Source organism: Actinomadura formosensis, from assembly GCF_050948385.1.
Classification (GTDB): domain Bacteria; phylum Actinomycetota; class Actinomycetes; order Streptosporangiales; family Streptosporangiaceae; genus Spirillospora; species Spirillospora formosensis.
Window position 1 is genome coordinate 4,164,682 of record NZ_CP192011.1, and the last position, 20,942, is coordinate 4,185,623.

At 70.6% G+C, this 20,942-nt stretch carries 16 protein-coding genes; 13 read left to right on the forward strand and 3 right to left on the reverse strand.

The annotated features are described in order from the left end of the window. Positions 1 to 103: 103 nt before the first annotated feature. Positions 104 to 1,597, reverse strand: coding sequence for an APC family permease (locus ACQP1N_RS20060; protein ID WP_433225889.1), 1,494 nt, complete (start codon positions 1,595 to 1,597; stop codon positions 104 to 106). 340 nt (positions 1,598 to 1,937) lie between these two features. Between ACQP1N_RS20060 and ACQP1N_RS20065 the strand changes: the two genes are divergently transcribed. The 13 genes from ACQP1N_RS20065 to ACQP1N_RS20125 all read left to right on the forward strand — a co-directional run bounded on the left by ACQP1N_RS20065 (position 1,938) and on the right by ACQP1N_RS20125 (position 18,879). Further along, positions 1,938 to 2,942 carry a thiamine pyrophosphate-dependent dehydrogenase E1 component subunit alpha gene (locus ACQP1N_RS20065; RefSeq protein WP_433225891.1) on the forward strand — a complete coding sequence of 335 codons (1,005 nt, stop codon included), beginning with the start codon at positions 1,938 to 1,940 and terminating at the stop codon, positions 2,940 to 2,942. Continuing rightward, entirely contained in the window at positions 2,929 to 3,897 is a 969-nt protein-coding gene (locus tag ACQP1N_RS20070) for an alpha-ketoacid dehydrogenase subunit beta (protein WP_207393965.1), read from the forward strand. The genes ACQP1N_RS20065 and ACQP1N_RS20070 overlap by 14 nt, the downstream gene beginning before the upstream one ends. Before the next feature lie 15 nt (positions 3,898 to 3,912). Further along, positions 3,913 to 4,827 (forward strand): alpha/beta hydrolase, encoded by a 915-nt coding sequence (locus tag ACQP1N_RS20075; RefSeq protein ID WP_433225894.1) that lies wholly within the window; start codon positions 3,913 to 3,915, stop codon positions 4,825 to 4,827. A 53-nt stretch (positions 4,828 to 4,880) separates the two neighbouring features. After that, positions 4,881 to 5,924 (forward strand): NAD(P)H-dependent amine dehydrogenase family protein, encoded by a 1,044-nt coding sequence (locus ACQP1N_RS20080; RefSeq protein WP_067803221.1) that lies wholly within the window; start codon positions 4,881 to 4,883, stop codon positions 5,922 to 5,924. A gap of 41 nt (positions 5,925 to 5,965) precedes the next feature. Continuing rightward, complete coding sequence (locus ACQP1N_RS20085) at positions 5,966 to 8,062, forward strand: hydantoinase/oxoprolinase family protein (RefSeq protein ID WP_433225896.1); 2,097 nt, start codon at positions 5,966 to 5,968, stop codon at positions 8,060 to 8,062. After that, entirely contained in the window at positions 8,063 to 9,814 is a 1,752-nt protein-coding gene (locus ACQP1N_RS20090) for a hydantoinase B/oxoprolinase family protein (RefSeq protein ID WP_067803215.1), read from the forward strand. A gap of 85 nt (positions 9,815 to 9,899) precedes the next feature. Further along, positions 9,900 to 10,706: an IclR family transcriptional regulator gene (locus ACQP1N_RS20095; RefSeq protein WP_067803213.1), complete on the forward strand. Its 807-nt coding sequence runs from the start codon at positions 9,900 to 9,902 to the stop codon at positions 10,704 to 10,706. A 393-nt stretch (positions 10,707 to 11,099) separates the two neighbouring features. After that, complete coding sequence (locus ACQP1N_RS20100) at positions 11,100 to 13,253, forward strand: NAD(P)-binding protein (protein ID WP_433225899.1); 2,154 nt, start codon at positions 11,100 to 11,102, stop codon at positions 13,251 to 13,253. After that, on the forward strand, positions 13,250 to 13,786 hold the full coding sequence (locus ACQP1N_RS20105) for a (2Fe-2S)-binding protein (RefSeq protein WP_207393964.1): 537 nt from the start codon (positions 13,250 to 13,252) through the stop codon (positions 13,784 to 13,786). Before ACQP1N_RS20100 ends, ACQP1N_RS20105 begins: the two co-directional genes overlap by 4 nt. Beyond that, positions 13,783 to 16,065, forward strand: a complete 2,283-nt coding sequence (locus tag ACQP1N_RS20110; protein WP_433225901.1) for a xanthine dehydrogenase family protein molybdopterin-binding subunit — start codon at positions 13,783 to 13,785, stop codon at positions 16,063 to 16,065. Before ACQP1N_RS20105 ends, ACQP1N_RS20110 begins: the two co-directional genes overlap by 4 nt. After that, entirely contained in the window at positions 16,062 to 16,925 is an 864-nt protein-coding gene (locus ACQP1N_RS20115) for an FAD binding domain-containing protein (protein WP_084263250.1), read from the forward strand. The genes ACQP1N_RS20110 and ACQP1N_RS20115 overlap by 4 nt, the downstream gene beginning before the upstream one ends. Positions 16,926 to 16,927: 2 nt before the next feature. After that, positions 16,928 to 17,719, forward strand: a complete 792-nt coding sequence (locus tag ACQP1N_RS20120; protein ID WP_433225903.1) for an SDR family NAD(P)-dependent oxidoreductase — start codon at positions 16,928 to 16,930, stop codon at positions 17,717 to 17,719. Between the two features lie 47 nt (positions 17,720 to 17,766). Next, the gene (locus ACQP1N_RS20125; protein WP_433225905.1) at positions 17,767 to 18,879 is read left to right on the forward strand and encodes an alkene reductase; all 1,113 of its coding nucleotides are present in this window, start codon (positions 17,767 to 17,769) and stop codon (positions 18,877 to 18,879) included. A gap of 176 nt (positions 18,880 to 19,055) precedes the next feature. Here the strand turns inward: ACQP1N_RS20125 and ACQP1N_RS20130 are convergent, their stop codons facing one another. Next, positions 19,056 to 19,583, reverse strand: coding sequence for a YceI family protein (locus ACQP1N_RS20130; RefSeq protein ID WP_433225907.1), 528 nt, complete (start codon positions 19,581 to 19,583; stop codon positions 19,056 to 19,058). A gap of 572 nt (positions 19,584 to 20,155) precedes the next feature. Beyond that, the gene (locus ACQP1N_RS20135; RefSeq protein ID WP_433225909.1) at positions 20,156 to 20,641 is read right to left on the reverse strand and encodes a carboxymuconolactone decarboxylase family protein; all 486 of its coding nucleotides are present in this window, start codon (positions 20,639 to 20,641) and stop codon (positions 20,156 to 20,158) included. Positions 20,642 to 20,942: the final 301 nt, after the last annotated feature.

The following is a 20,942-nucleotide window of genomic DNA, read 5'->3' on the forward strand; positions in this document are numbered from 1 at the left end:
CTCCATGAGTTCCATCGATTCCAGAACCAGCGACACGTCCACGGGGACGGCGAACTGGAGAAGGGTTGCGCTCCATCGCCGTCCCCGCGCATGACCGCACCGGCTAGTGCTCGGGCGTCGCCTCGCCGTCCGGCTGACCGCCGATGCGTGCGTAGACGGCCGGCCGGGTCCGGGACCACCGGACGGCAAGAACGACGCCGAGGACGCCGAGACCGAAGGTGAGGAGCTGGAACGCGACCCCCAGCACGGTGGAGCCGCCGATCAGCAGGGTGAAGTTCTTGCTCACGATCAGCAGCACGGCAAGCAGCCCCACGAAGCCGAGCGCGGGAGCGATGAGCGTGTTCCACGTACGCTCCGTGTGCTCTCGGCGGCGGAAGAACACCACGACCCCGAGGCAGGTGAGGGCCATCAGGATGAGGATGGCGTAGGCGCCGATGCCGAACATCCACGAGTAGAAGCTGACGACGTCCAGGCCCGAGAGCAGGAAGGGCAGCGAGACCAGCAACCCGATGATCGACGTCACGAACGATGCCTTGTAGGGAGAGTGGTGGCGCGGGTGGGGCACGCCGAGGAATTTCGGCAGCACCCCGTCCTGGGCCAGCGAGTACGCGTAGCGGGCGATGGGGTTGTGCACGGAGAGCACGGACGCGAAGACGCTCGTCACCAGCAGCGCCATCGCCGTCTCAGCGGCGAACGTACCGACGAACCGGCCGAGTGCCTCGGAGAACATGGTGGACGGGGATTCCTGGGCGACCCCGACGACCTTCGACGGGCCGAAGGCCTCCACCAGTGCCCAGCTCGAGAAAACGTAGAACAGCGCGATCAGGATGATGGACAGGAAGGTGGCGCGCGGCACCGTCCGGTCGGGGTCACGGACCTCCGCGCGGTAGATGGCGGTCGCCTCGAAGCCGACGAAGGTGGCGCTCGCGAACAGGATGCCGAGGCCCACCGACCCCGAGGTGAACGCGTGGAACGTGAACGGCTCCAGTGCCCCGTCCTCCGGACCGCCGCGGAAGAGCACCGGCAGGTTCAGAGCCATGACGGTGAGCACCTCGAGCGTCATGAGCACGCCCAGGACCTGACCCGACACCTCGATGTTGAAGTGACCCAGGGTCGTGACGGCCGCCCAGCACAGGAGTGAGTAGATCCACCAGTCGACGCTCGGCGCGTGGAAGAGGTCGACGAGCAGCGAGTTGAGCGATACGCCGAAGAGCCCGTAGGCGCCCAGCATCAGGGTCATGTAGCCGAATATCGCGATGAAGGCCGACCCGAGTCCTACGGGCCGGCCGAGGCTCGCGGTGATGTAGGCGTAGAAGGCACCGCCGGTCTTCAGGTGCCGGGTCATCGTCGTGAACCCGACGGCGAACAGGAGCAGGATCACGCCCATCACCACGTAGGTGCCGGGAGCCCCGACACCGTTGCCGGAGCCGATGACCACGGGGACCACCCCGGCGACCGCGCCCAGCGGGGCCGAGACGGCCAGCACCGTCAAGATCAGTTTGACGGTGCCCATCTGGCCTTTGAGGGAGCCGTCGCCGGGAGGGCCGCCGGCCGCGGTCGCCGCCACGCGTGGCTGCACGTCTGATGTATCGCTCACGATCGGTCTCCTCAGGGGAATCGTCCTGGGGGCAGCCGACACAGCACCCTGAGGCGCGCGCTGACCTGCGATGAAAGATGGCGTGTCGGCATACGAGCTAGTGCTCGTACTGTGCAGCGAACGGACGGCGGCTGTCAACCATCTGCCCGGAGGCGATGCCCCGAGGCCGCCCGGACCGATGACCTGCATTGTCTTCGCCGCACAAGGGCGGGCTATCTTGATGCGACTGGATGCTCGCATAACGAGCACCTTCGAGCCGACGCGCGCTTGACGCCGCCGCCGAGTGAAGTGCACGATACGAGCGGATGCACACAATACGAGCAGAAGGATTCTCCTGTCGATGCCCCCAACCACCACCCCTCATCAGCACCTCGAGCTCTACCGCTCGATGGTCCTGACGCGTGCGGTCGAGACGGCGATCGAGCGCTCGCATCGCGCAGGACGGATCTCCGGGTCGTTCCATTCCTCACTTGGCCAGGAGAGCTGCGCCGCGGGGGTCTGCGCCGCGCTGCGCAGCACCGACGCGGTCACCAGCAACCACCGCGGGCACGGGCACGCGCTCGCCAAGGGCGTCACCGCGGACGCGGTGCTGGCCGAGCTTTACAAGAAGACGCACGGCACCAGCGGCGGTCGCGGTGCCTCGATGCACCTGCACGACCGGTCCGTCGGCTTCTACGGCGAGACCGCGATCGTGGGCGGCGGCATTCCGTGGGCGGCCGGTGTGGCCTGGGCCAAGAAGCGTGCGGGCACGGACGACATCGCCGTGTCCTTCGGGGGTGACGGCGCCTTCGCCAACGGTGTCTTCGGCGAGAGCCTGCGCCTGGCCAAGTTCTGGGAGGCGCCCTGCCTTTTCGTCTGCGAGAACAACGGCTGGGCGCACTCGATGCCGGTTGAGAAGATGTTCGGCCCGCCCGGCTCGATCACGGCCATGGTCCGCGCGATGGGCATCCACGCAGAGCACGTCGACGGACGGGATGTCCGCGCGGTGCACGAGTGCGCGAGTGAGCTCGTCCAGTACATCCGCCGGGAGGGGCGACCGGCCTTTCTGGAGTGCGTCGTCTACCGCGTACGCGCCCACAGCATCAACGACGCCGACTACCGGTACCGGCCGAAAGACGACGGCCGGCAGTGGCTCGACGCCAACGACCCCATCGAGGCGTCGCGGCGGGAACTCGACCGCGCCCTGCCGGGGCGGGCGGCCGAGGTCGATCGCGAGATCGACGAGATCGTCCGGCGGGCCGTCGAACGCGCCGAAGCGGGCCGGACGCCCACTCCCGCCGACGCCTTCAAGACCGTCTACGCAAGCGAAGGGCTCGAGTGGCATGGCAGTGTTGAAGTTCGCTGAGGCGATCCGGGCCGCCCTCGACCACGAGATGGCCGAGGACCCCTCCGTGGTGCTGATGGGCGAGGAGGTCGGCGCGCTCGGCGGTGTGTTCACCGTGACCAAGGGGCTCATCGACAAGTACGGGCCGGAGCGGGTCATGGACTCGCCGATCGCGGAGGGGGCCCTCGCGGGCTTCGCGGCCGGCGCGGCCACCGAGGGCATGCGGCCGGTCGTCGAGATCATGTTCTCCGACTTCGTGATGCTGGCGATGGACCAGCTCATCAACTTCGCCGCCAAGATCCACTACATGAGCAACGGGCAGTTCTCCGTCCCCGCGGTGGTGCGGCTGCCGGGCGGCGCCGGCACCAACCACGGGCCGCAGCACTCCCAGGCGCTGGAATCCTGGTTCGCCCAGACGCCGGGGCTCGTCGTCGCGATGCCCAGCACGCCGTCCGACGCCTACTGGATGATGCGCGAGTCGATCCGCCTCGACGACCCGGTCATGTTCTTCGAGAACAAGAACCTCTACTTCACGGCCGGCGAAGACGTCGACTTCACCGAGGGTCCGCGCGGCATGCGGGCGGCGGTCCGCCGGGAGGGCGCCGACCTGACCGTCGTCTCAGCGGGACGGATGTCCGGCATGTGCCTTGAGGCGGCGGCGACCCTCGAAGAGTCCGGGTACTCCTGCGAGGTCGTGGACATGCGCTACCTGTGGCCGCTGGACCTGGAGACGGTGGCCGCGTCCGTGAAGAAGACGTCCAAGCTGGCCGTCGTCTACGAGGCGGTGCAGTACGGCGGCTGGGGCTCGGAGATCGCCGCCTGGGCGGCCAGGGAGCTCTTCACCGACCTGGACGGCCCGGTGCACCGCGTCGGCGCCCACCGCGTTCCCATCCCTGTCGGCGTGTCCCTCGAAGAGGCCGTCATCCCCACCCCCGCGACCATTCACGCGTCGCTGCTCGAACTCGCCAAGTTCTGACCACGAAAGGTCCCCATGTCCTCCACCATCGTCCCCGAGAGCCTCTCCTTCACCTCGGACGGCCACCGGCTCGCCGCCCTCTACTACCGTCCCGAGGGCGATGGACCGTTCCCGTGCGTCGTCATGGCCGGCGGCTGGTGCTACGTCAAGGAGCTGGCGCAGCCGACGTACGCGGCCGCCCTGGCCCGGCAGGGCATCGCCGCGCTCATCTTCGACTACCGCGGCTTCGGCGGCAGCGACGGCGAACCACGCCAGCACATCGACCCGGCGGCTCAGATCGCGGACTACCGCAACGCCATCGACTACATCGAGACCCGCCCGGAGATCGACGCCGACCGCATCGGTGTCTGGGGCATTTCCTACAGCGGCGGGCACGTGCTGATCCTCGGCGCCGTCGACCCGCGGGTGAAGGCGCTGTGCGGCATCGTCCCCGTCACCGACGGGTACCAGAACATGCGTCTGGCGCACGGCACACTCGGCTTCCGGCGCCTGCGGCAGGCGATCCTGGACGCCCGGCGCAAGCGCCGGGCCACCGGCGAGGTCACCTACTTCCCGCACCAGCCCGCCGAAGAGGGCGAGCTGGCCACCTGGCCGTTCCCCAGGAGCAAGAAGACCTTCGCCGCCCTGAAGCAGCGCGAGGCCCCGGCGTACATCGGCGAGGCCACCGCGGAGTCCGCCGACCTGCTGCTCGGCTACAGCGTCTTCCCGTACCTGCCGCGCCTGCTCGGCAAGCCGGCGCTGCTGGTCATCGCCGAGGGCGACGACCACACGCACTGGGACCTGGCGCTCAAGGCGTACGAGCAGATCCCCGGCACGGCCAAGGATCTCCTGGTGATCTCGAACGCCGACCACCTCACGTTGTACGCCGACCGGGACCGGCAGCACATCGTCGCCGGCCGCGTCGCCGGTTTCTTCCAGGACAACCTGTGAGCCCGGGCGCATCCGGTATCGGCCATGACCACCGACGGCAGAAGGAGCCGGCCATGACGACCACACCCAAGATCGCGATCTGCGGGCTCGGCAGCATCGGGAAAGCCGCCGCGCGGCTGCTGCTGGACCACCGGGAAGGTTTCGAGATCGTCGGCGCGATCACCAAGGAGGCCGCCGACCAGGGCCGGCGGCTCAGCGAGGTCGCCGGATCGACGACCTCCTCGGACGTCGTCGTGGGCGCCGACCTCAGCGACCTCCTGAGCGGCGAGCCGGACGTCGTCCTGCTCATGACGGGCTCCTTCCTCCAGGACACCGCCGACGACGTGATCCAGTGCGCGCGGGCCGGCGCCGGCGTCATCACCCCCTGCGAGGAGCTCGCCTTCCCGTTCAACCGCGCCCCCGAGACGGCCCGCCGGATCGATGAGGCGGCGCGGGCCGGCGGCGCCACCGTCCTCGGTACCGGCGTCAACCCCGGCTTCATCTTCGACAGCTTCCTGGCCGCCGCCAGCGGGTGCAGCTGGGACGTGACGTCGATACGCGGCCGGCGCGTCGTCGACGTCGCCGGCTTCGGCCAGAACATCCACCGGCGGCTCGGCATCGGCTACACGCCGGCGGAGTTCGAGAAGGGCCACGCGGACGGCACGATCGCCGGCCACGTCGGCTTCCCGGAGTCCATCCAGATCGTCGCCGAGCGGCTCGGCATCCCGCTCGACGGCCCCGTGCAGGAGACCTTCGTGCCGCTGGTGGCCGAGTCACCCGCCCCGACCACCTACGGCGAGCTGCCGGCCGGTCTCACCGAGGGCTTCGTGCAGCGCGCCACCGGCATGGTCGAGGGCCGGGCGATGCTCGAGTTCGACCTCGTCCTCCACCTGCGTCCCCGCGACGCCGCCATGGAACCGGCCGACACCTTCGAGATCGACGGGACGCACCCCGTGAAGGTGACGCTCAGCCCCGGCATGGACGCCATCCCCGCCACGTCCGCCCAGATCGTCAACGCGGTGCCCGCCGTGCTCGCCGCCGAGCCCGGTCTGAAGACCGTCAAGGACCTGCCCGCCGCCGCGGCATGGCGGAACCTGGGCGGCGGGCTCTTGCGCTGACGGCCGCAGCGCATCACCCCATCCCGTCGCGAAGGACGCAAATGAGATTTGCAGTCGACACCGGAGGAACGTTCACCGACCTCGTCATCGAGGACGGCTCCGGCAGCCTCACCATCTACAAGAGCCCCACGACGCCCGCAGACCCCGTGCAAGGCATCCTGGACGCGTTCCAGGTCGCCGCCGACGAGCTCGGCCGCTCGCGAGAGTCCCTGCTCTCCGCCGGATCCATGCTCTTCCACGGCACCACCCGCGGTCTGAACGCCGTGCTCACCGGGAACGTGGCCCGTACCGCGCTGGTCACGACCGCGGGTCACCCCGACATGCTCCTTCTGCGCGAAGGCGGGCGGACGCAGATCTTCAACCAGCGCCGGCCGTACCCCGATCCCTACGTGCCGCGGTCCCTCACGTTCGAGTTGACCGAGCGCATCGATGCCCAGGGCGAGGTGGTGACCGCGCTCGACGAGGCCGCGGTCGTCGAGCTCGCCCGCTCGCTGCGCGCTGCGGAGGCCGAGGCCGTGGCGGTGTGCCTGCTCTGGTCCATCGTCAACCCGGCGCACGAGCTGCTGGTCGGGGAGGTGCTCCGGCGCGAGCTGCCCGATGTCCCGGTCACGCTCTCCCACCACCTCAACCCGTGCCTGCGCGAGTACCGGCGCGCGTCGTCGGCCGCGATCGACGCTTCGCTGAAGCCGCTGATGACGACCTACATCGCGGGCGCCCGCGCCCGCCTGGCGGACGCGGGCTTCCAAGGCCGTCTGCTGATGATGACGTCGTCCGGAGGGGCTCTGGACGCCGCGATCGTGGCCGACGCGCCGATCCATTCGCTCAATTCCGGGCCGTCCATGGCGCCCGTGGCGGGACGCTTCTTCGCCGGCCTGGACGCCGAGGCCGACATGGCCGTCGTCGCGGACACCGGCGGCACCAGCTACGACGTCAGCGTCGTCCGCGACGGCCGGATCCCGTGGACCCGGGAGTCGTGGATCGGGCAGCCGTTCCTCGGTCACATGACCGGCTTCCCGTCCGTGGACGTGCGCAGCGTCGGCGCCGGAGGGGGCAGCCTGGCGTACGTGGACGCCGGCGGCATGCTGCACGTCGGGCCGGAGAGCGCGAGCGCCGTCCCCGGGCCGGCCTGCTACGGACGCGGCGGAGAGCGTCCAACGCTCACCGACGCCTGCCTGGTCCTGGGCTACCTGAACCCCGACTACTTCCTGGGCGGCCGGTCCCGCCTGGACGTCGACGCGGCCGTCAAGGCGGTGGACGTCCACGTCGCGCGGCCCCTGGGCCTGCCGGTGCACGAGGCGGCGGCGGCGATCTGGGAGCTGGCGACCGAGCACATGGTCGGTGCGATCGAGGAGATCACGAGCCACCAGGGCGTCGACCCGTCCCGCGCCGTCCTGGTCGGCGGTGGCGGCGCCGCCGGGTTCAACACCGTGGCCATCGGACGGCGGCTGTCCTGCCCGGAGGTCATCGTCCCGCTGATGGGCCCGGCGCTGAGCGCGGCGGGCGCGCTGATCTCCGAGCTCTCGCGCGGTTTCGAGGTCAACGGCAAGACCCGTTCCGACGCGTTCGACCACGAGCGTGTCGCCGCCGTCATCGGCGAGCTGGAGACCCGCTGCCGCAAGTTCATCGACGACGCGGGCAAGGACATCCTGTCCAGCGAGGTCGAGTACGCCATGGAGGCCCGCTACCCCAACCAGGTGTGGACGCTCGAAGTGCCGATCGACCCCGAGCTCACCCGCACGCCGGAGGGCGTCGAGAAGCTGGTCGAGGCCTTCCATATCGCGCACCAGGAGACCTTCGCGGTCGCCGACGCCGCCTCCCCCATCGAGATCGAGAGCTGGCATGCCCGCGCCTCCTGCCGGCTCAGCGACCCGCGGCCGCCGGTGCTGGCTCCGGGCGGCGGGGCACCCGCCTCCCGGGAGATCTACCTGGCCGGGGCGGGATGGCGCACGGCCGCCGTCTGGCGGCTGGAGGACGTCCCGGTGGAGCGTCCGCAGCCCGGTCCCGCCATCGTCGAGACGGCCACCACGGCGATCCTCGTCGACGAGGGCGCCTCCTTCGTACGCAGGTCCTCCGGGACCCTGCACATGGTTCCCGGTCCTCGCGGCGAGGCCACGACAGCAAAGGCCGAGGTGATCTGAATGGACGGCGTCCGCATGGCGGTCCTGAGCAGCCGCATGAACGTGATCGTCGAGGGGATGATGAACACCATCTTCCGTTCGAGCCGGTCCGGCGTCCTCAACGCGGCCCACGACTTCTCCTGCTGCATCGTCAGCGCCGACCACCAGCTGGTCATCGGCGCCGAGAGTCTGCCGATCCACATGATGAGCGGCCCCGACCTGATCTCCAGGGCCATCGCCGAGGCCTACCCGGCGCTGACGCGGGGGGACGCCTTCCTGCACAACTCCCCGTACAACGGCAACTCGCACGCGGCGGACCACTGCATGGTCGTACCGGTGATCGACGACGAGGGCGTGCACCGGTTCACCGTGCTGGCGAAGGCGCACCAGGCCGACTGCGGTAACTCGCAGCCGACGACCTACATGGCGAACGCGCGGGACGTCTACGAAGAGGGAGCCCTCATCTTCGACGCCTGCCGGGTGCAGCAGAACTATGCGGACGTCAGCGACATCCTGCGGATGCTCAAGCTGCGCATCCGCGTCCCCGAGCAGTGGTGGGGCGACTACCTCGCCCTGCTGGGGGCGGTCCGCCTCGGCGAGCGGCGCATGCTCGAACTGGGCCGGGAGGTCGGCTGGGACACGCTCGGGGAGTTCGTCGTCGAGTGGCTCGACTACGGCGAGACGATGATGGCCGATGCCATCGCGGCCCTGCCCGCCGGCCGGTTCAGCGCGCGGACGGAGCACGACCCGTACCCGGGCGCTCCGGACGGCGTCCCGATCAACGTCGACATCGGGGTGGACCCCGCCGCGGGCCGCATCGACATCGACCTGCGCGAGAACGTCGACTGCCTGCCCAACGGCCTGAACCTGACCGAGGCCACGGCCCGCACCGCGGCGATGATCGGCGTGTTCAACTCCATCGGCGAGAACGTGCCGCCGAACGCCGGCAGCCTGCGGCGCATCAACGTGGCGCTGCGGGAGAACTGCGCGGTGGGCGTCCCGTCGCACCCGCACAGTTGCTCGGCCGCGACCACGAACCTCGCCGACCGGGTGTCCAACATGGTCCAGCGGGCGTTCGCGTCGTTCGCCGAGGACGTGGGCATGGCCGAGTGCGGGGCGGTCATCCCGGCCGCGGCGGCGGTCGTGTCCGGCACGGACCCGCGCAACGGGAAGAACTTCGTCAACCAGATCTTCCTGGCCGTCACCGGCGGCGCCGGCACCCCGTGGACCGACGGCTGGCTCACGATCTTCCACGTCGGCTGCGGTGGCATGCTGCGGCGCGACAGCGTCGAGGGCGCCGAGACGGCGCACCCGATCCGCGTCCGTACGCAGAAGCTCGTGCGGGACACCGAGGGCGCGGGCCGCTTCCGCGGCGCACCGTCGGCCTATGTCGAATACGGTCCGGTCGGGACGACGCTGTCGGTCGCCTACGGGACCGACGGGGCGGTCAACCCGGCCCAGGGCATCCGCGGCGGCCTGCCCGGCGGACCCAGCGAGCACTACCGGCGCGACGCCCAGGGGAACCTGCACCCGCTCGGGTCGCAGGGCATCATCGAACTCGCGGACGGCGAGACCATCGTGTCCGTCACCGCGGGCGGAGGCGGGTACGGCGACCCGCGCGAACGTCCCGCCGAGGTCGTGCGGCAGGACGTGGCCGAGGGGTGGATCTCACCGGAGCGGGCAGCCGAGGTGTACGGCGTGGCGCTGGGCGAGAACGGTGCGCTCGACAGTGCCCGCACCGCGGAGCTCCGCGGCCGGCCGGTGAGCGCCTGACCGGTGATGGCTCCAGTTCTTCCAGCCGGTCACGACATCCTTGGGAAAGGGCTCCCCCGTGGACGAGTTGAAGTATGCTCCGACCGTGGCTCGCGATACGAACTCCGGCCCGAAAACGGCCGGGGACGGTGGCATCCAGTCCGTCGCCCGCGCACTGTCGATCCTGGAACTGTTCGACGAACGCCGGGGAACGCTGACCACCAACGAGATCGCGAGCCTGACCGGGCTCAACCGGGGGACCGCCTACCGGTTCTGCCAGACCTTGCGCCGCCTCGGCTATCTGGAGGAGATCCGGCAGAGCACGTTCCGGCCGGGGTTGAAGGTGCTCTCGCTGGCCCAGGCCGCCCTCGGCGGACGCGGCCTGGTCGAGATGGCCATGCCCCGGCTGCAGGCCCTGCGGCACGACACCTGCGAGACGGTCAACCTCGCCATACCGGACGGGTCCGAGATCGTCTACGTGGCGAGACTGCTCAACGACGACCTGCTCGCGCTGCGGCTGGTCGTCGGCAGCCGGCTGCCGATGGCCGTCTCCTCGCTGGGGCGCGCCATGCTCGCGTTCATGCCGGACGACCAGGTCGAGGAGATCCTCTCGAACTCCGACTTCCCCCGGCTCACCCCGTACACGATGACCGATCGCGCGGAGCTGCGCGAGGAGCTCGCGCGGATCCGGGAGAAGGGCTACGCCTTCAACGACCAGGAGGTCGCGGTCGGCGTCCGGGGCATCGCGGTGCCGGTCCTCGGCACGGGCGAACAGCCGATCGCCGCCATCAACCTGTCCATCGCACGGCCGCTGCCGGAGGACGAGGTGGACGGCAAACTGGCGCCCATGCTGCTCGACGCCGCACGCGACATCGGCGAGCGCGCCCGGCAGCTCGACCAGTTCGGGGACTGACGTCAGGTCCTCCCCCACCCGCCGGGAGGACCCACGGCATCGCGCACCCGTGACCCGTCCCCGGATGGACGGCGGCAGGGCGTGCCCGTGAGGCACGGTCCCGTGCGGCGCGTGCCCGCACCCGCGATGGCCGCATAGCCTCGTTGTGGCTGGTCATCGGGTCGATCGCGCGCCCGGTGCCCGGTGGGGGCCAGTCGCCGATCCGTCCTGGCGGGGGGCCGGCGACGCTTGCCCGCTCCATCCGCCGACCCGCCCCGAGCAGCCGGAGACGGGCCGCCCCGCCTCCCCTTGACATCCCCCATCCCACGCAGTCACTCTACGAGCAGATATTCACAATACGAGCATCAGGTCTGCAGGCGCGCCGCCGTAGCCGGCCACCGAGAGGAAACACCCATGTCTCGCCCCGCGCAGTACGACGTTCTCTTCGAACCCGTCCGCATCGGTCCGCGGACGATGAAGAACCGCTTCTACCAGGCCCCGCACTGCACCGGCTTCGGTGACGTCTTCCCCGGCGGCAACGCGCACCATCGCGCGATGAAGGCCGAGGGCGGCTGGGCGGTGGTGAACACCGAGGCGACGACGATCGCACCGGAGTTCGACTGGGCCGGGCAGATGACGCCGTCCCGCATCTGGGACGACGACGACATCCGGAACTGGTCGCTGCTGGTGGAAAAGGCGCACGAGCACGGCGCGCTCGCCGGGATCCAGTTGCACGCCGGAGGCGCGTTCCTCACCGGGTTCGACAGCCGGATGCCGGGGCGGCACCTGACCGACCGCCTGGAGGAGGCCGGATGGCTCGGTTCGGTCATCAAGATGGACAAGCGGGATATCCGCGAGGTACAGCGGCAGTACGTCGCCGCCGCCCGGCGGGCCAAGCGCGCCGGCTTCGACATCCTCAACATCTGGGGCGGCGAGTCGGCGTCACTGCCCGTGCAGTTCCTCATGCGGCTGCACAATGACCGCACCGACGAGTACGGCGGCTCGCTGGAGAACCGGGCGCGCTTCTGGCTGGAGACGCTCGAGCAGGTGCACGAGGCGGTCGACGACGTCGTCATCGCGGCGCGCTTCTGCATCGACTCCCTGCACGAGGGCGACGGCGGCATCCGCGTCGACGAGGAGGGAGTCGGCTTCGTCGAACTGGCCGACCACCTGGTGGACTTCTGGGACGTGCAGGTCGGCGGCGAGAACGCCGAACTGTGGATCAAGGACGCCGGTCCGTCCCGCTTCTACCCGGAGAACTTCCAGCAGGCGTGGGTCTCCAAGATCCGCCCGCACACCGCGAAGCCGATCGTGGGCGTCGGCCGCTTCACCAGCCCGGACACCATGGTCGAGGTCGTCCGCAGCGGCCAGCAGGACATCATCGGCGCCGCCCGCCCCTCCATCGCCGACCCGTTCATCCCGCGCAAGATCGAGGAGGGTCGTCTCGACGACATCCGCGAGTGCATCGGGTGCAACGTCTGCGTGTCGCGGGTGAACGCGCGCTGGCACCTGATCTGCACGCAGAACTCGGCGGCGGGCGAGGAGTACCGGCGCGGCTGGAACCCCGAGGTCATCCCGCCCGCGCGGAACAAGGCCAAGAACGTCCTGATCGTCGGCGCCGGACCCGCCGGCCTGGAGTGCGCCGTCACCCTCGGCAAGCGCGGCATGGCCGGCGTGCATCTGGTCGACGCGTCCGATGACCTCGGCGGCCACGTGCGGTGGATCGCCGGGCTGCCCGGGATGGGCGCCTGGGGCCGCGTCATCGACTGGCGCAAGGCCCAGCTGGGCAAGCTGCCGAACGTCCAGGTGATCACCAACACCCGGCTCTCGCCGCGGGACGCCTACGAGTACGGGGCCGACATCGTCATCGTCGCCGTGGGCGCGCAGTGGGTCGACACCGGCATCAACGGCATCACCCACCAGCCGATCGCCGGCGTCACCGGCTCGCGGCCCGACGTCCTGACGCCCGAGCAGGTACTGCGTGACGGCAAGCCCGTCCCCGGCCGGCGGGTGACCGTGTACGACACCGAGGGCTACTTCATGGGATCCAGCCTCGCGGAGAAGCTGCGGCGCGACGGCCACGAGGTCACGCTGGTGACCAACTTCGGGCACTCGTCGCCGTACATGGACTTCACCGGCGAGAACGTGCACATGCGGCCGATGCTGGAGCGTCTCGGCGTCACCGTCCGCTCCGAGCACATCATCAGCGCCTTCGAGGGCGGCGTCGTGCGCGCCCACGACCACATCGCCGAACAGCGCGAGCTGGAGTGGGAGTCCGACGCCCTCGTCCTGGCGACCCAGCGGGTTCCGCTCGACTCCTACTTCAAGCAGGTGCGCGAACTGCACGAGGCGGACCCCGGTGCGGAGGTGCAGGCGGTCTACCAGATCGGGGACTGCGTCGCCCCGCGCATGCTGCTCGCGGACGCGGTGTTCGACGGCGCGCGGCTGGCCCGCGAGATCGACGCGCAGGACCCGGCGACTCCGCTGCCCTACATCCGCGAGCGCCGGCTCATCGGCTCCACGGACGAGACGTACGCCGCGGTCCTCAACCGTCCCGAGGGGCGGTGAGCGGCTTGCCGAACGCCCCGTCCGGCTCCCGGGACCTGGTTCCCCGGGCCACCACGCTGGTCGTCAACGGCACCGCGCACGTCCTGGACGCGGCTCCGGACACCCTCCTCGTCGACACGCTGCGCACAGGTCTCGGCCTCACCGGCACCAAGGTCGGCTGCGGCACCGGCGACTGCGGGGCGTGCACGGTGCTCGTCGACGACGAGCCGGTGTGCTCCTGCATCGTCTTCACGCGGCAGTGCGAAGGGCGCCGCATCCGTACGGTCGAGGATGTCGTGACGACCCCTGCGGGACGTGCCACCAGCGAGGCGCTCGTCGCCTGCGGCGGCGTCCAGTGCGGTATCTGCACACCCGGCATCGTGGTGTCGGCCACCGCCCTGCTGGAGCACAGCGGGGGCGAGGTGTCCCGCGACCAGGTCAAGGGGGCGCTGGCCGGCAACATCTGCCGCTGCACGGGATACATCGGGATCACCGACGGCGTGTGCCAGGCCGCTCAGAGGTTCCGGGACGACGCAAAGGCACGGACGTCATGAGCAGGCTCGGCACGGAGTTCACGCGACTGGACGCCGCGGGCAAGACGGCGGGCACGGCCCGGTACACCGACGACCTGGCCGGGTCCGCGGAGCTGCACGGCGCCGTCGTCCGCTCGGCCGTCCCGGCGGGCCGCATCGCCGGCATCGACGCCTCCCGCGCCCGGGAACTGCCCGGGGTGGTGGCCGTCCTCACCGCGCGGGACGTCCCGTCCGGTCTGCAGGGGCTGTTCGTCGAGGACGAGCCGCTGCTCGCCCGCGACCGGGTGCGCTACGTCGGCGAGCCCGTCGCGCTCGTGGCGGCCGGGAGCCGGACGGTCGCCCTGGCCGCCGCGCAGGCCGTGCGGGTGTCGTACGAGGAAGAGGAAGCCGTCGTAGACCTGCGGGCCGCGGCCCTCGACGAGGCTCGCCGGGTTCACGACGACCGGCCCAACCACACCGAGAGCAGCCGGATCCTTCGGGGCGACGTGGACGGCGCCTTCGCGCGCGCCCACGTCATCGTCACCACCGTGGTCGACTCGCACCGCGTCCACCAGGCGTACATCGAACCGCGCGCGGCCACCGCGGAGTGGTCCCAGGGCCGGCTTTCGGTCACCACGACCTCCCAGGCTCCGTTCGAGGTGCGGGCCGGCCTGAGCAAGCTGTTCGGCCTGCCGCTGAACCGCGTCTCGGTCAGGGTGCCCACCCTCGGCGGCGGGTTCGGCGGCAAGCTGCACCTGGGCATGGCCCCGATCGCCGCGGTCCTCGCCCGGCACACCGGGTGCCGTGTCAGCGTGCTGTGCAGCCGCGAGGAGGAGTTCCAGACCCCGGCACCACGGGAGAACTCCCGGGTCGAGCTCGTGTCCGCGGTATCCGCCGACGGCGACATCCTCGCGCGGCGTGCCCGCATCCTTCTCGACAGCGGCGCCTACGCCTACGACATCCCGCCGGTCGCCTCGGTGGCGGCCCTACAGGCATGCGGCCCCTACCAGGTCGGTGCCGTGGACATCGTCTCGGGATCGGTCTACACGAACACGGTTCCGACCGGCTCCTTCCGCGCTCCGTCCGGACCGCAGATGTCGTACGCCGTCGAGGCGCACATGAACGACATCGCCGAACGCCTGGGGATCGACCCGCTGGAGCTGCGCGAGCGGTGCGCACTGCGCGAGGGCCACGAGGGACCGACCGGGCAGGTGATGCGCGACCCCGCCATGGCCGAGGTCCTGCGGCGAGGCCGGGAATACCTTGCGACCTGGCGGGCCGAAGCGCAGCCGCCACCGCCCGGCAAGGCACGCGGGTACGGCCTGGGGTGCGCGATCTGGACCGTCTCGCCCGTCGGATCCGCCGCCACCCTGACCATGAACGAGGACGGCACGGCCACGGTGATCACCGGGGCGACCGAGATCGGCACGGGCGCGGTCTCCGAGACGCTCGCCGCCATCGTGGCCGACGAGCTGGGCATCGACAACGCGGACGTCCTGGTGTCCGCGGGCGACACCGACCGGGGCTCGGTCGACCACGGCTCACAGGGCAGCCGCACGCTCTACGGTGTCGGGACGGCGATCGCCTCGGCCGCCGCCCAGGTACGCGAGGTGCTGCTGCGGCAGTACGCGCACGACCACGAGATCGCGGTCCAGGACTGCGAACTCCGGGACGGCACCGTGCGGGTCCGCGGCATCGAGCAGCTGGCGCAGCCGCTCGCCGAGGTCATCACCGCGGCGATGGACACCGGCGGCCCGGTCGCCGCCAACGGCCGCTTCCAGCCCTCCCCCGTCCAGCACGACCCGGGCTGCGTGTCCGGCTGGGTGGGCGCCTTCAACGAACCCACCTTTCATTGTCACGCGGCGCAGGTGGAGGTCGACCTCGCGACCGGGGCCGTCGAGGTTCAGCGGTACGCCGCCGTCCACGACACCGGCCCCGTGCTGAATCCCCACGGAGCCAGGGGGCAGGTGCACGGCGGCGTCGTGCAGGGACTGGGCTACGCGCTGAGCGAGGAGATCGTGAGCGACGACCGGGGCCGGGTCGTGAACGCGAACCTGCACGACTACCGGGTGCCGACGATCCTGGACGTGCCCGAGACCATCGACGTCCATTTCGTCACCGAGCACCCGGGCAGCGAGGGTTACCGCGGTCTGAAGGGCATCGGGGAGGCGCCGGCGATCCCCGGTGCCGCCGCGATCGGCTCCGCGGTCCGTGATGCGATCGGCGTGCAGCCCGCGTCGTGCTCCATGACCCCTGAGACCGTCCTCCGGCTGATGGCCGGGCTGGCGCCGGCAACGATCCGGAGCGGTGAGGCCACATGATGCGGGACCTGGAATGCGCCACCGACCTGGACCGGCTGCTGGAGCTGCTCGGGGCGGGCGCGGGCGTGATAGCGGGCGGGACGGACTTCGTCCCCCTCTACGCGGCGGGGGCGATCCGGCACGAGGTGATCGTCGACATCACACGCGTGCCCGAGCTCACCGTCCTGGCGGACACGGGCGATCACCTCCGGATCGGCGCGGCCTGCGCACTCGCCCGGCTGGCCCGGGTCACGGACCCGTGCTGGGCGGCGATCGTGGACGGTGCCGGGCTGATCGGGTCCGGCCAGACCCGACGCCGCGGGACGATCGGCGGCAATGTCTGCCGGGCCTCGCCTTCGGGCGACACGCTCGCGGGCCTGCTGGCGAGCGACGCGGTCATGGTCGCGCGATCGGCCTCCGGTCAGCGCAGGATCCCGGCATCGCGGTTCTTCCACGGCCCCGGCCGCACCGACCTGGCCCCGGGCGAGGTGCTCGAATACGTGGAGGTGCCCCGGAGCTCGTCCTCCGGCGCCTACTGCCGGGCGACCGTACGCCGGTCGATGGATCTCGCGACGGTCGGCGTCGCCGTCGTGCTGCACACCTCCCGCGGACATGTCGTCCGTGCCCGCGTCGCTGTCAGCGGCGCAGGACCCACGCCGATCCTCGTGCCGGTCGGCGACCGCCTCAACGGACTGGAGCCCGCCTCCGTGATCCACTCGGCGGCCGCTCTGGACGAGGCCGTGCAGGAGGCCATCTCGCCGATCGACGACGTGCGCGGCAGTGCCTGGTACCGGCGGCGGCTCACTCGTCCCCTGCTTGAGCGAGCCTTGCTGCAGGCCGTCAGCAGGGCGAACACAGATTTCGCGGAAGTGGAGGAATGAGAATGGGCGTTGCCGTGGTGACAGGTGGTGCCGGCGGAATCGGCGCCGCCGTCGTGGAACGGCTCGCGGACGACGGGTACGACGTCGCCGTCATCGAGCTCCGGCGGCAGGACCTGGACCGGGTGCCACAAGCCCGCGGGTCGGCGCGTATCCGCGGGTACGAGGCGGCCGTCACCGACCCGCAGGCGGTCGCGCGCGCCCTGGAAGCCGCGGAGGGCGACCTGGGTCCTGTCGACGTCCTCGTGAACAACGCCGGAGTGATCTCCGAGATCGGGCTGCTGGACCTCGACGTCACCGAGTTCCGGCGCGTCCTGGACGTCAACGTCACCGGCGTCTTCGTCTGCACGCAGGCGGCGGCGCGGTCGATGGTGCGGCGCGGCACCCCCGGGCGGATCGTCAACCTGGCGTCCATCGACAGCCAGTCGATCTCGACCGCGGGCCTCTCCCACTACGCGGCCTCCAAGGGCGCGGTGGCGATGCTGACGAAGGCGTCGGCCCTGGAACTGGCTCCGCACGGGATCCGGGTCAACGCGGTGGCACCGGGGGTGGTGGAGACGCCGCTGGTCGCGCGGACCTTGGCGGACCCGAACCGGCGCGCGCACTTCGAACGCAGGATTCCACGCGGGACGCTCACCACGGCCCACGACGTCGCCGACACCGTGACGATGCTGGCCCGCCCGGACCTGCGGGCCATCACCGGAGTCATCGTTCCCGTCGACGGTGGCGAGCACGTCGGTGGCGCCCGTGTGGACGACGACGGCAACCCGGGCGCGAAGGTGGTCGCGGCCGGGTGAGATCCGGGCGACACCATCACGCCGAAGTCCACTATCAAGGAGATGGCATGTCAGACCCCGCGGCGCTACGCCTGTTCACGCCCTTGGAACTGCGTGGGGGGATTCCGCTGGCGAACCGTGTGGTGATGGCGCCGATGACACGCGCACGCGCGAGTGAACCCGAGGGGATCCCCTCACCCGAGGCGGCCGCGTACTACGCGCAGCGCGCGTCCGCGGGCCTCATCGTGACCGAGGCGACGAACATCTCGCTGGAGGGCAAGGGCTACTCGCAGACTCCGGGGTGCCACACCGACGAGCAGGAGCGCGCCTGGGCGGAGGTGGCGTCAGCCGTGCACGAGCGGGGCGGCCGCATCGTCATGCAACTCTGGCACGTGGGACGGCTGGCCTGTCGCGAGACATCCCGCGGCGGGCCGGTGGCGCCGTCGCGTCAGACCGCTCCCGCCTCCGTGTGGGTCGCCCGCCCCGACGGCTGGACCGGAACGGTCCAGTGCGACGAAGCCCGCGCACTCGACGTCGCGGACATCCGGCGGATCGTCGGCGACTTCCGCGACGCGGCCGTCCGGGCCGTCCGGGCCGGTTTCGACGGCGTGGAACTCCACGGCGCGAACGGTTACCTGATCGACCAGTTCCTCCGTGCCACGACCAACCGCCGCACCGATGCCTACGGGGGCGGCCGGGAATCGCGAGGGCGGTTCCTGCGGGAGGTGGTCGAAGCGGTCGCCGATGCCATCGGCGAGGCCCGTGTGGGCCTGCGGGTGAGCCCCCGGATCGGCTACGCGGACGCCGACGACCCCGAGATGACCGGCACCCTGCTCCGGTGCGCCGACTGGCTGGACGAGATGGGCATCGCCTACCTGCACCTGGCCGAGGCGGACGCGTCGTTCGACGACCTCGCCCGGCCGGACATGGAATTCCGCAAGGCGCTGCGCGACCGTTTCACCGGCCCGATCGCCGTGGCGCATCAATACGACGTGGCACGGGCGGAGGAGGCCCTCGAATCCGGGCTGGCGGACCTTGTCGCCTTCGGCCGGCCGTTCATCGCCAACCCCGACCTCGTCGAGCGGATGGCGACCGGGACGCCCCTGGCCTCCGCTGACCGCAGCGTCTGGTACGGGGGCGGCGCGGCCGGGTACACCGACTTCCCCGTCCACGACGCCTGACATGACCCGATCGGGCATCGGAGTTCCAGGGTCCGCTGTTCCCGCACGCGGCGACGCGAGACATGACGGCCGGTGCGCCTAGGGCGAGGCCGGACGGCTCGATCGCCCCGGCCCATTCGATCACTTCGGTGACGGCAAGCGGTGGGCGGTTGCCGGTCGGGCAGAGGCGTGCCCTGTCAGGACCGTCGTCGGATCGCCGCGACCTCGAATTCCACTGTCACACTCGGGCTGATCATGACCTTGGTCGCCGCGTTCCAGTTCACGCCCCAGTCGTTGCGGTTGATCGTGACGCCGCCCTTGAAGCCGACCCGCACGCCGTTCGCACTGTCGGTCAACTGCACGTCAACGGTGACCGGTTTGGTCACGCCCCGCACGCTGAGATCACCGGTGACCTTGAAGTTGGTGTCGTCGGTCTGCTCCACCTCCGTCGAGGTGAAGGTGATGACCGGGTGGCCGGTCATGCCCAGGAACTTGCCGCGCAGGAGGTCGTCGCGCTGCGCGCTGCGGGTCTGGATGCTCTGCGTCCGGATCGTGAGCCGTACGCCGGATTTCGACGGGTGGTCGCCGTCCAGGTACAGCTCACCCTCGAACTCGTCGAACCGCCCGCGCACCCTGGTGGCCATCGTGTGCCGGGCCACGAACCCGATCCGGGTGTGAACGGTATCGAGGACGTAGTCGCCGGTCAGCTCGCTGAGATCGGTCATGTTCGGTAACTCCTTTAGGGAAATGAGGTCGTCAGGTCGCAGGGACGGCCGTCCGCAGTGCCGCCCTCAATCTGGGCCGCTCTGGGTGCACGTTTTGTAGGAAGAACCGGAATTCACCGCGGCGGTGCCGGGACTGGAGCCGGCGGCACCGAATCAGGCGGTGCTGGAGGTGGTGAAAGCCGAGTACACCTTGCCGGCGAGCTCGTCCTGTACCACCCCAGGGAGGGTGCGCTTTCGTCTGCGCGCCCTCGGCGGCAACTGGCGCCGGGCCGTGCACGGTGCCTGCGGCGCTGTAGTAAATGATCGCGACGTTTCACGGGCCGGTTTCCCTCCTCTGCTCACGGTTCACCGGTCCGACGACACAGCCGCCCGGAATGTGACGCGGGCACGCCGACCTCACACTTGTTCGCGATGTCCCGGCGGACCGAGTGAACGCAGACGCGGCCGAGGGAGTTGGGCGCGATGAGGCCGCATTCGCGGACAGCGACTCGATGGAGCGGTGGCGTTCCCGCATATGCGCAGGCCCGGCCCGGATCGGGAGATCCGGGCCGGGCCGAGGTTCAGCCACCTGTTCAGCTCGACATGCCGGCGAACACACCGGGCTCGTACGACCCGCCCTTCTGGCGCAGGATCACGCCGAGCCGGTTGGCCGCGTTGATCATCGCGACCAGGGAGACCAGCGCGACGATCTCGTCGTCGTTGTAGTGCTTGCGCGCCTCGGCCCAGGTCTCGTCGGACACGCCCTGGTGGGCGTCTGCGAGCCGGGTGCCCTCCTCCGCGAGCGCCAGCGCGGCCCGTTCGGCCTCGGTGAACACCGTCGACTCGCGCCAGGCGGCCACCAGATTGATCCGGACCACGGTCTCACCGGCGGCCGCGGCCTCCTTGGTGTGGGCGTCGACACAGAAACCGCACCCGTTGATCTGGCTGACGCGCAACTCCACCAGTTCCTGGAGGGCCCTGGGCAACGGCGACTCCTGGATCACCAGGCTGACGTTGGCGATCCGCTTACCGATCTTGGCGCCGAGCTCGTTGGCGAACAGGTTGAAACGAGGTTCCATGACTTCGTCCTCACTCGTTGAGGGGTAGATGCCGCGCGGTTCGTTCGCGCGGGGCCCTGACGAACACGAGATGCCGGGCGTCCGCCGCTTGTGACGGCACGGTCATGTGACGTACGCCACCGGCCTCGTCTGGGTGGCCCCCATCGCCTTGGCCATCCCGCCCGCCGATCTCACAGGCGGATGGGCTGTCTCGTCCCGGCCGGACTACGCCACCGCGTTCACCAGACCCGGCACCAAGACGAATACGCCATCACCGCTCGATCAACCGCATCCCCGCGTTCGAGCCGCACCCGAGTCGAAC

What these genes read in the sequence shown, in the direction of transcription:
- ACQP1N_RS20110 (WP_433225901.1), top strand. Translation starts at nt 13,783, where the DNA reads ATGAGCAGGCTCGGCACGGAGTTCACGCGACTGGACGCCGCGGGCAAG.
- ACQP1N_RS20115 (WP_084263250.1), top strand. Translation starts at nt 16,062, where the DNA reads ATGATGCGGGACCTGGAATGCGCCACCGACCTGGACCGGCTGCTGGAG.
- ACQP1N_RS20120 (WP_433225903.1), top strand. Translation starts at nt 16,928, where the DNA reads ATGGGCGTTGCCGTGGTGACAGGTGGTGCCGGCGGAATCGGCGCCGCC.
- ACQP1N_RS20135 (WP_433225909.1), bottom strand. Translation starts at nt 20,641, where the DNA reads ATGGAACCTCGTTTCAACCTGTTCGCCAACGAGCTCGGCGCCAAGATC.
- ACQP1N_RS20075 (WP_433225894.1), top strand. Translation starts at nt 3,913, where the DNA reads ATGTCCTCCACCATCGTCCCCGAGAGCCTCTCCTTCACCTCGGACGGC.
- ACQP1N_RS20085 (WP_433225896.1), top strand. Translation starts at nt 5,966, where the DNA reads ATGAGATTTGCAGTCGACACCGGAGGAACGTTCACCGACCTCGTCATC.
- ACQP1N_RS20065 (WP_433225891.1), top strand. Translation starts at nt 1,938, where the DNA reads ATGCCCCCAACCACCACCCCTCATCAGCACCTCGAGCTCTACCGCTCG.
- ACQP1N_RS20100 (WP_433225899.1), top strand. Translation starts at nt 11,100, where the DNA reads ATGTCTCGCCCCGCGCAGTACGACGTTCTCTTCGAACCCGTCCGCATC.
- ACQP1N_RS20090 (WP_067803215.1), top strand. Translation starts at nt 8,063, where the DNA reads ATGGACGGCGTCCGCATGGCGGTCCTGAGCAGCCGCATGAACGTGATC.
- ACQP1N_RS20130 (WP_433225907.1), bottom strand. Translation starts at nt 19,583, where the DNA reads ATGACCGATCTCAGCGAGCTGACCGGCGACTACGTCCTCGATACCGTT.
- ACQP1N_RS20125 (WP_433225905.1), top strand. Translation starts at nt 17,767, where the DNA reads ATGTCAGACCCCGCGGCGCTACGCCTGTTCACGCCCTTGGAACTGCGT.
- ACQP1N_RS20080 (WP_067803221.1), top strand. Translation starts at nt 4,881, where the DNA reads ATGACGACCACACCCAAGATCGCGATCTGCGGGCTCGGCAGCATCGGG.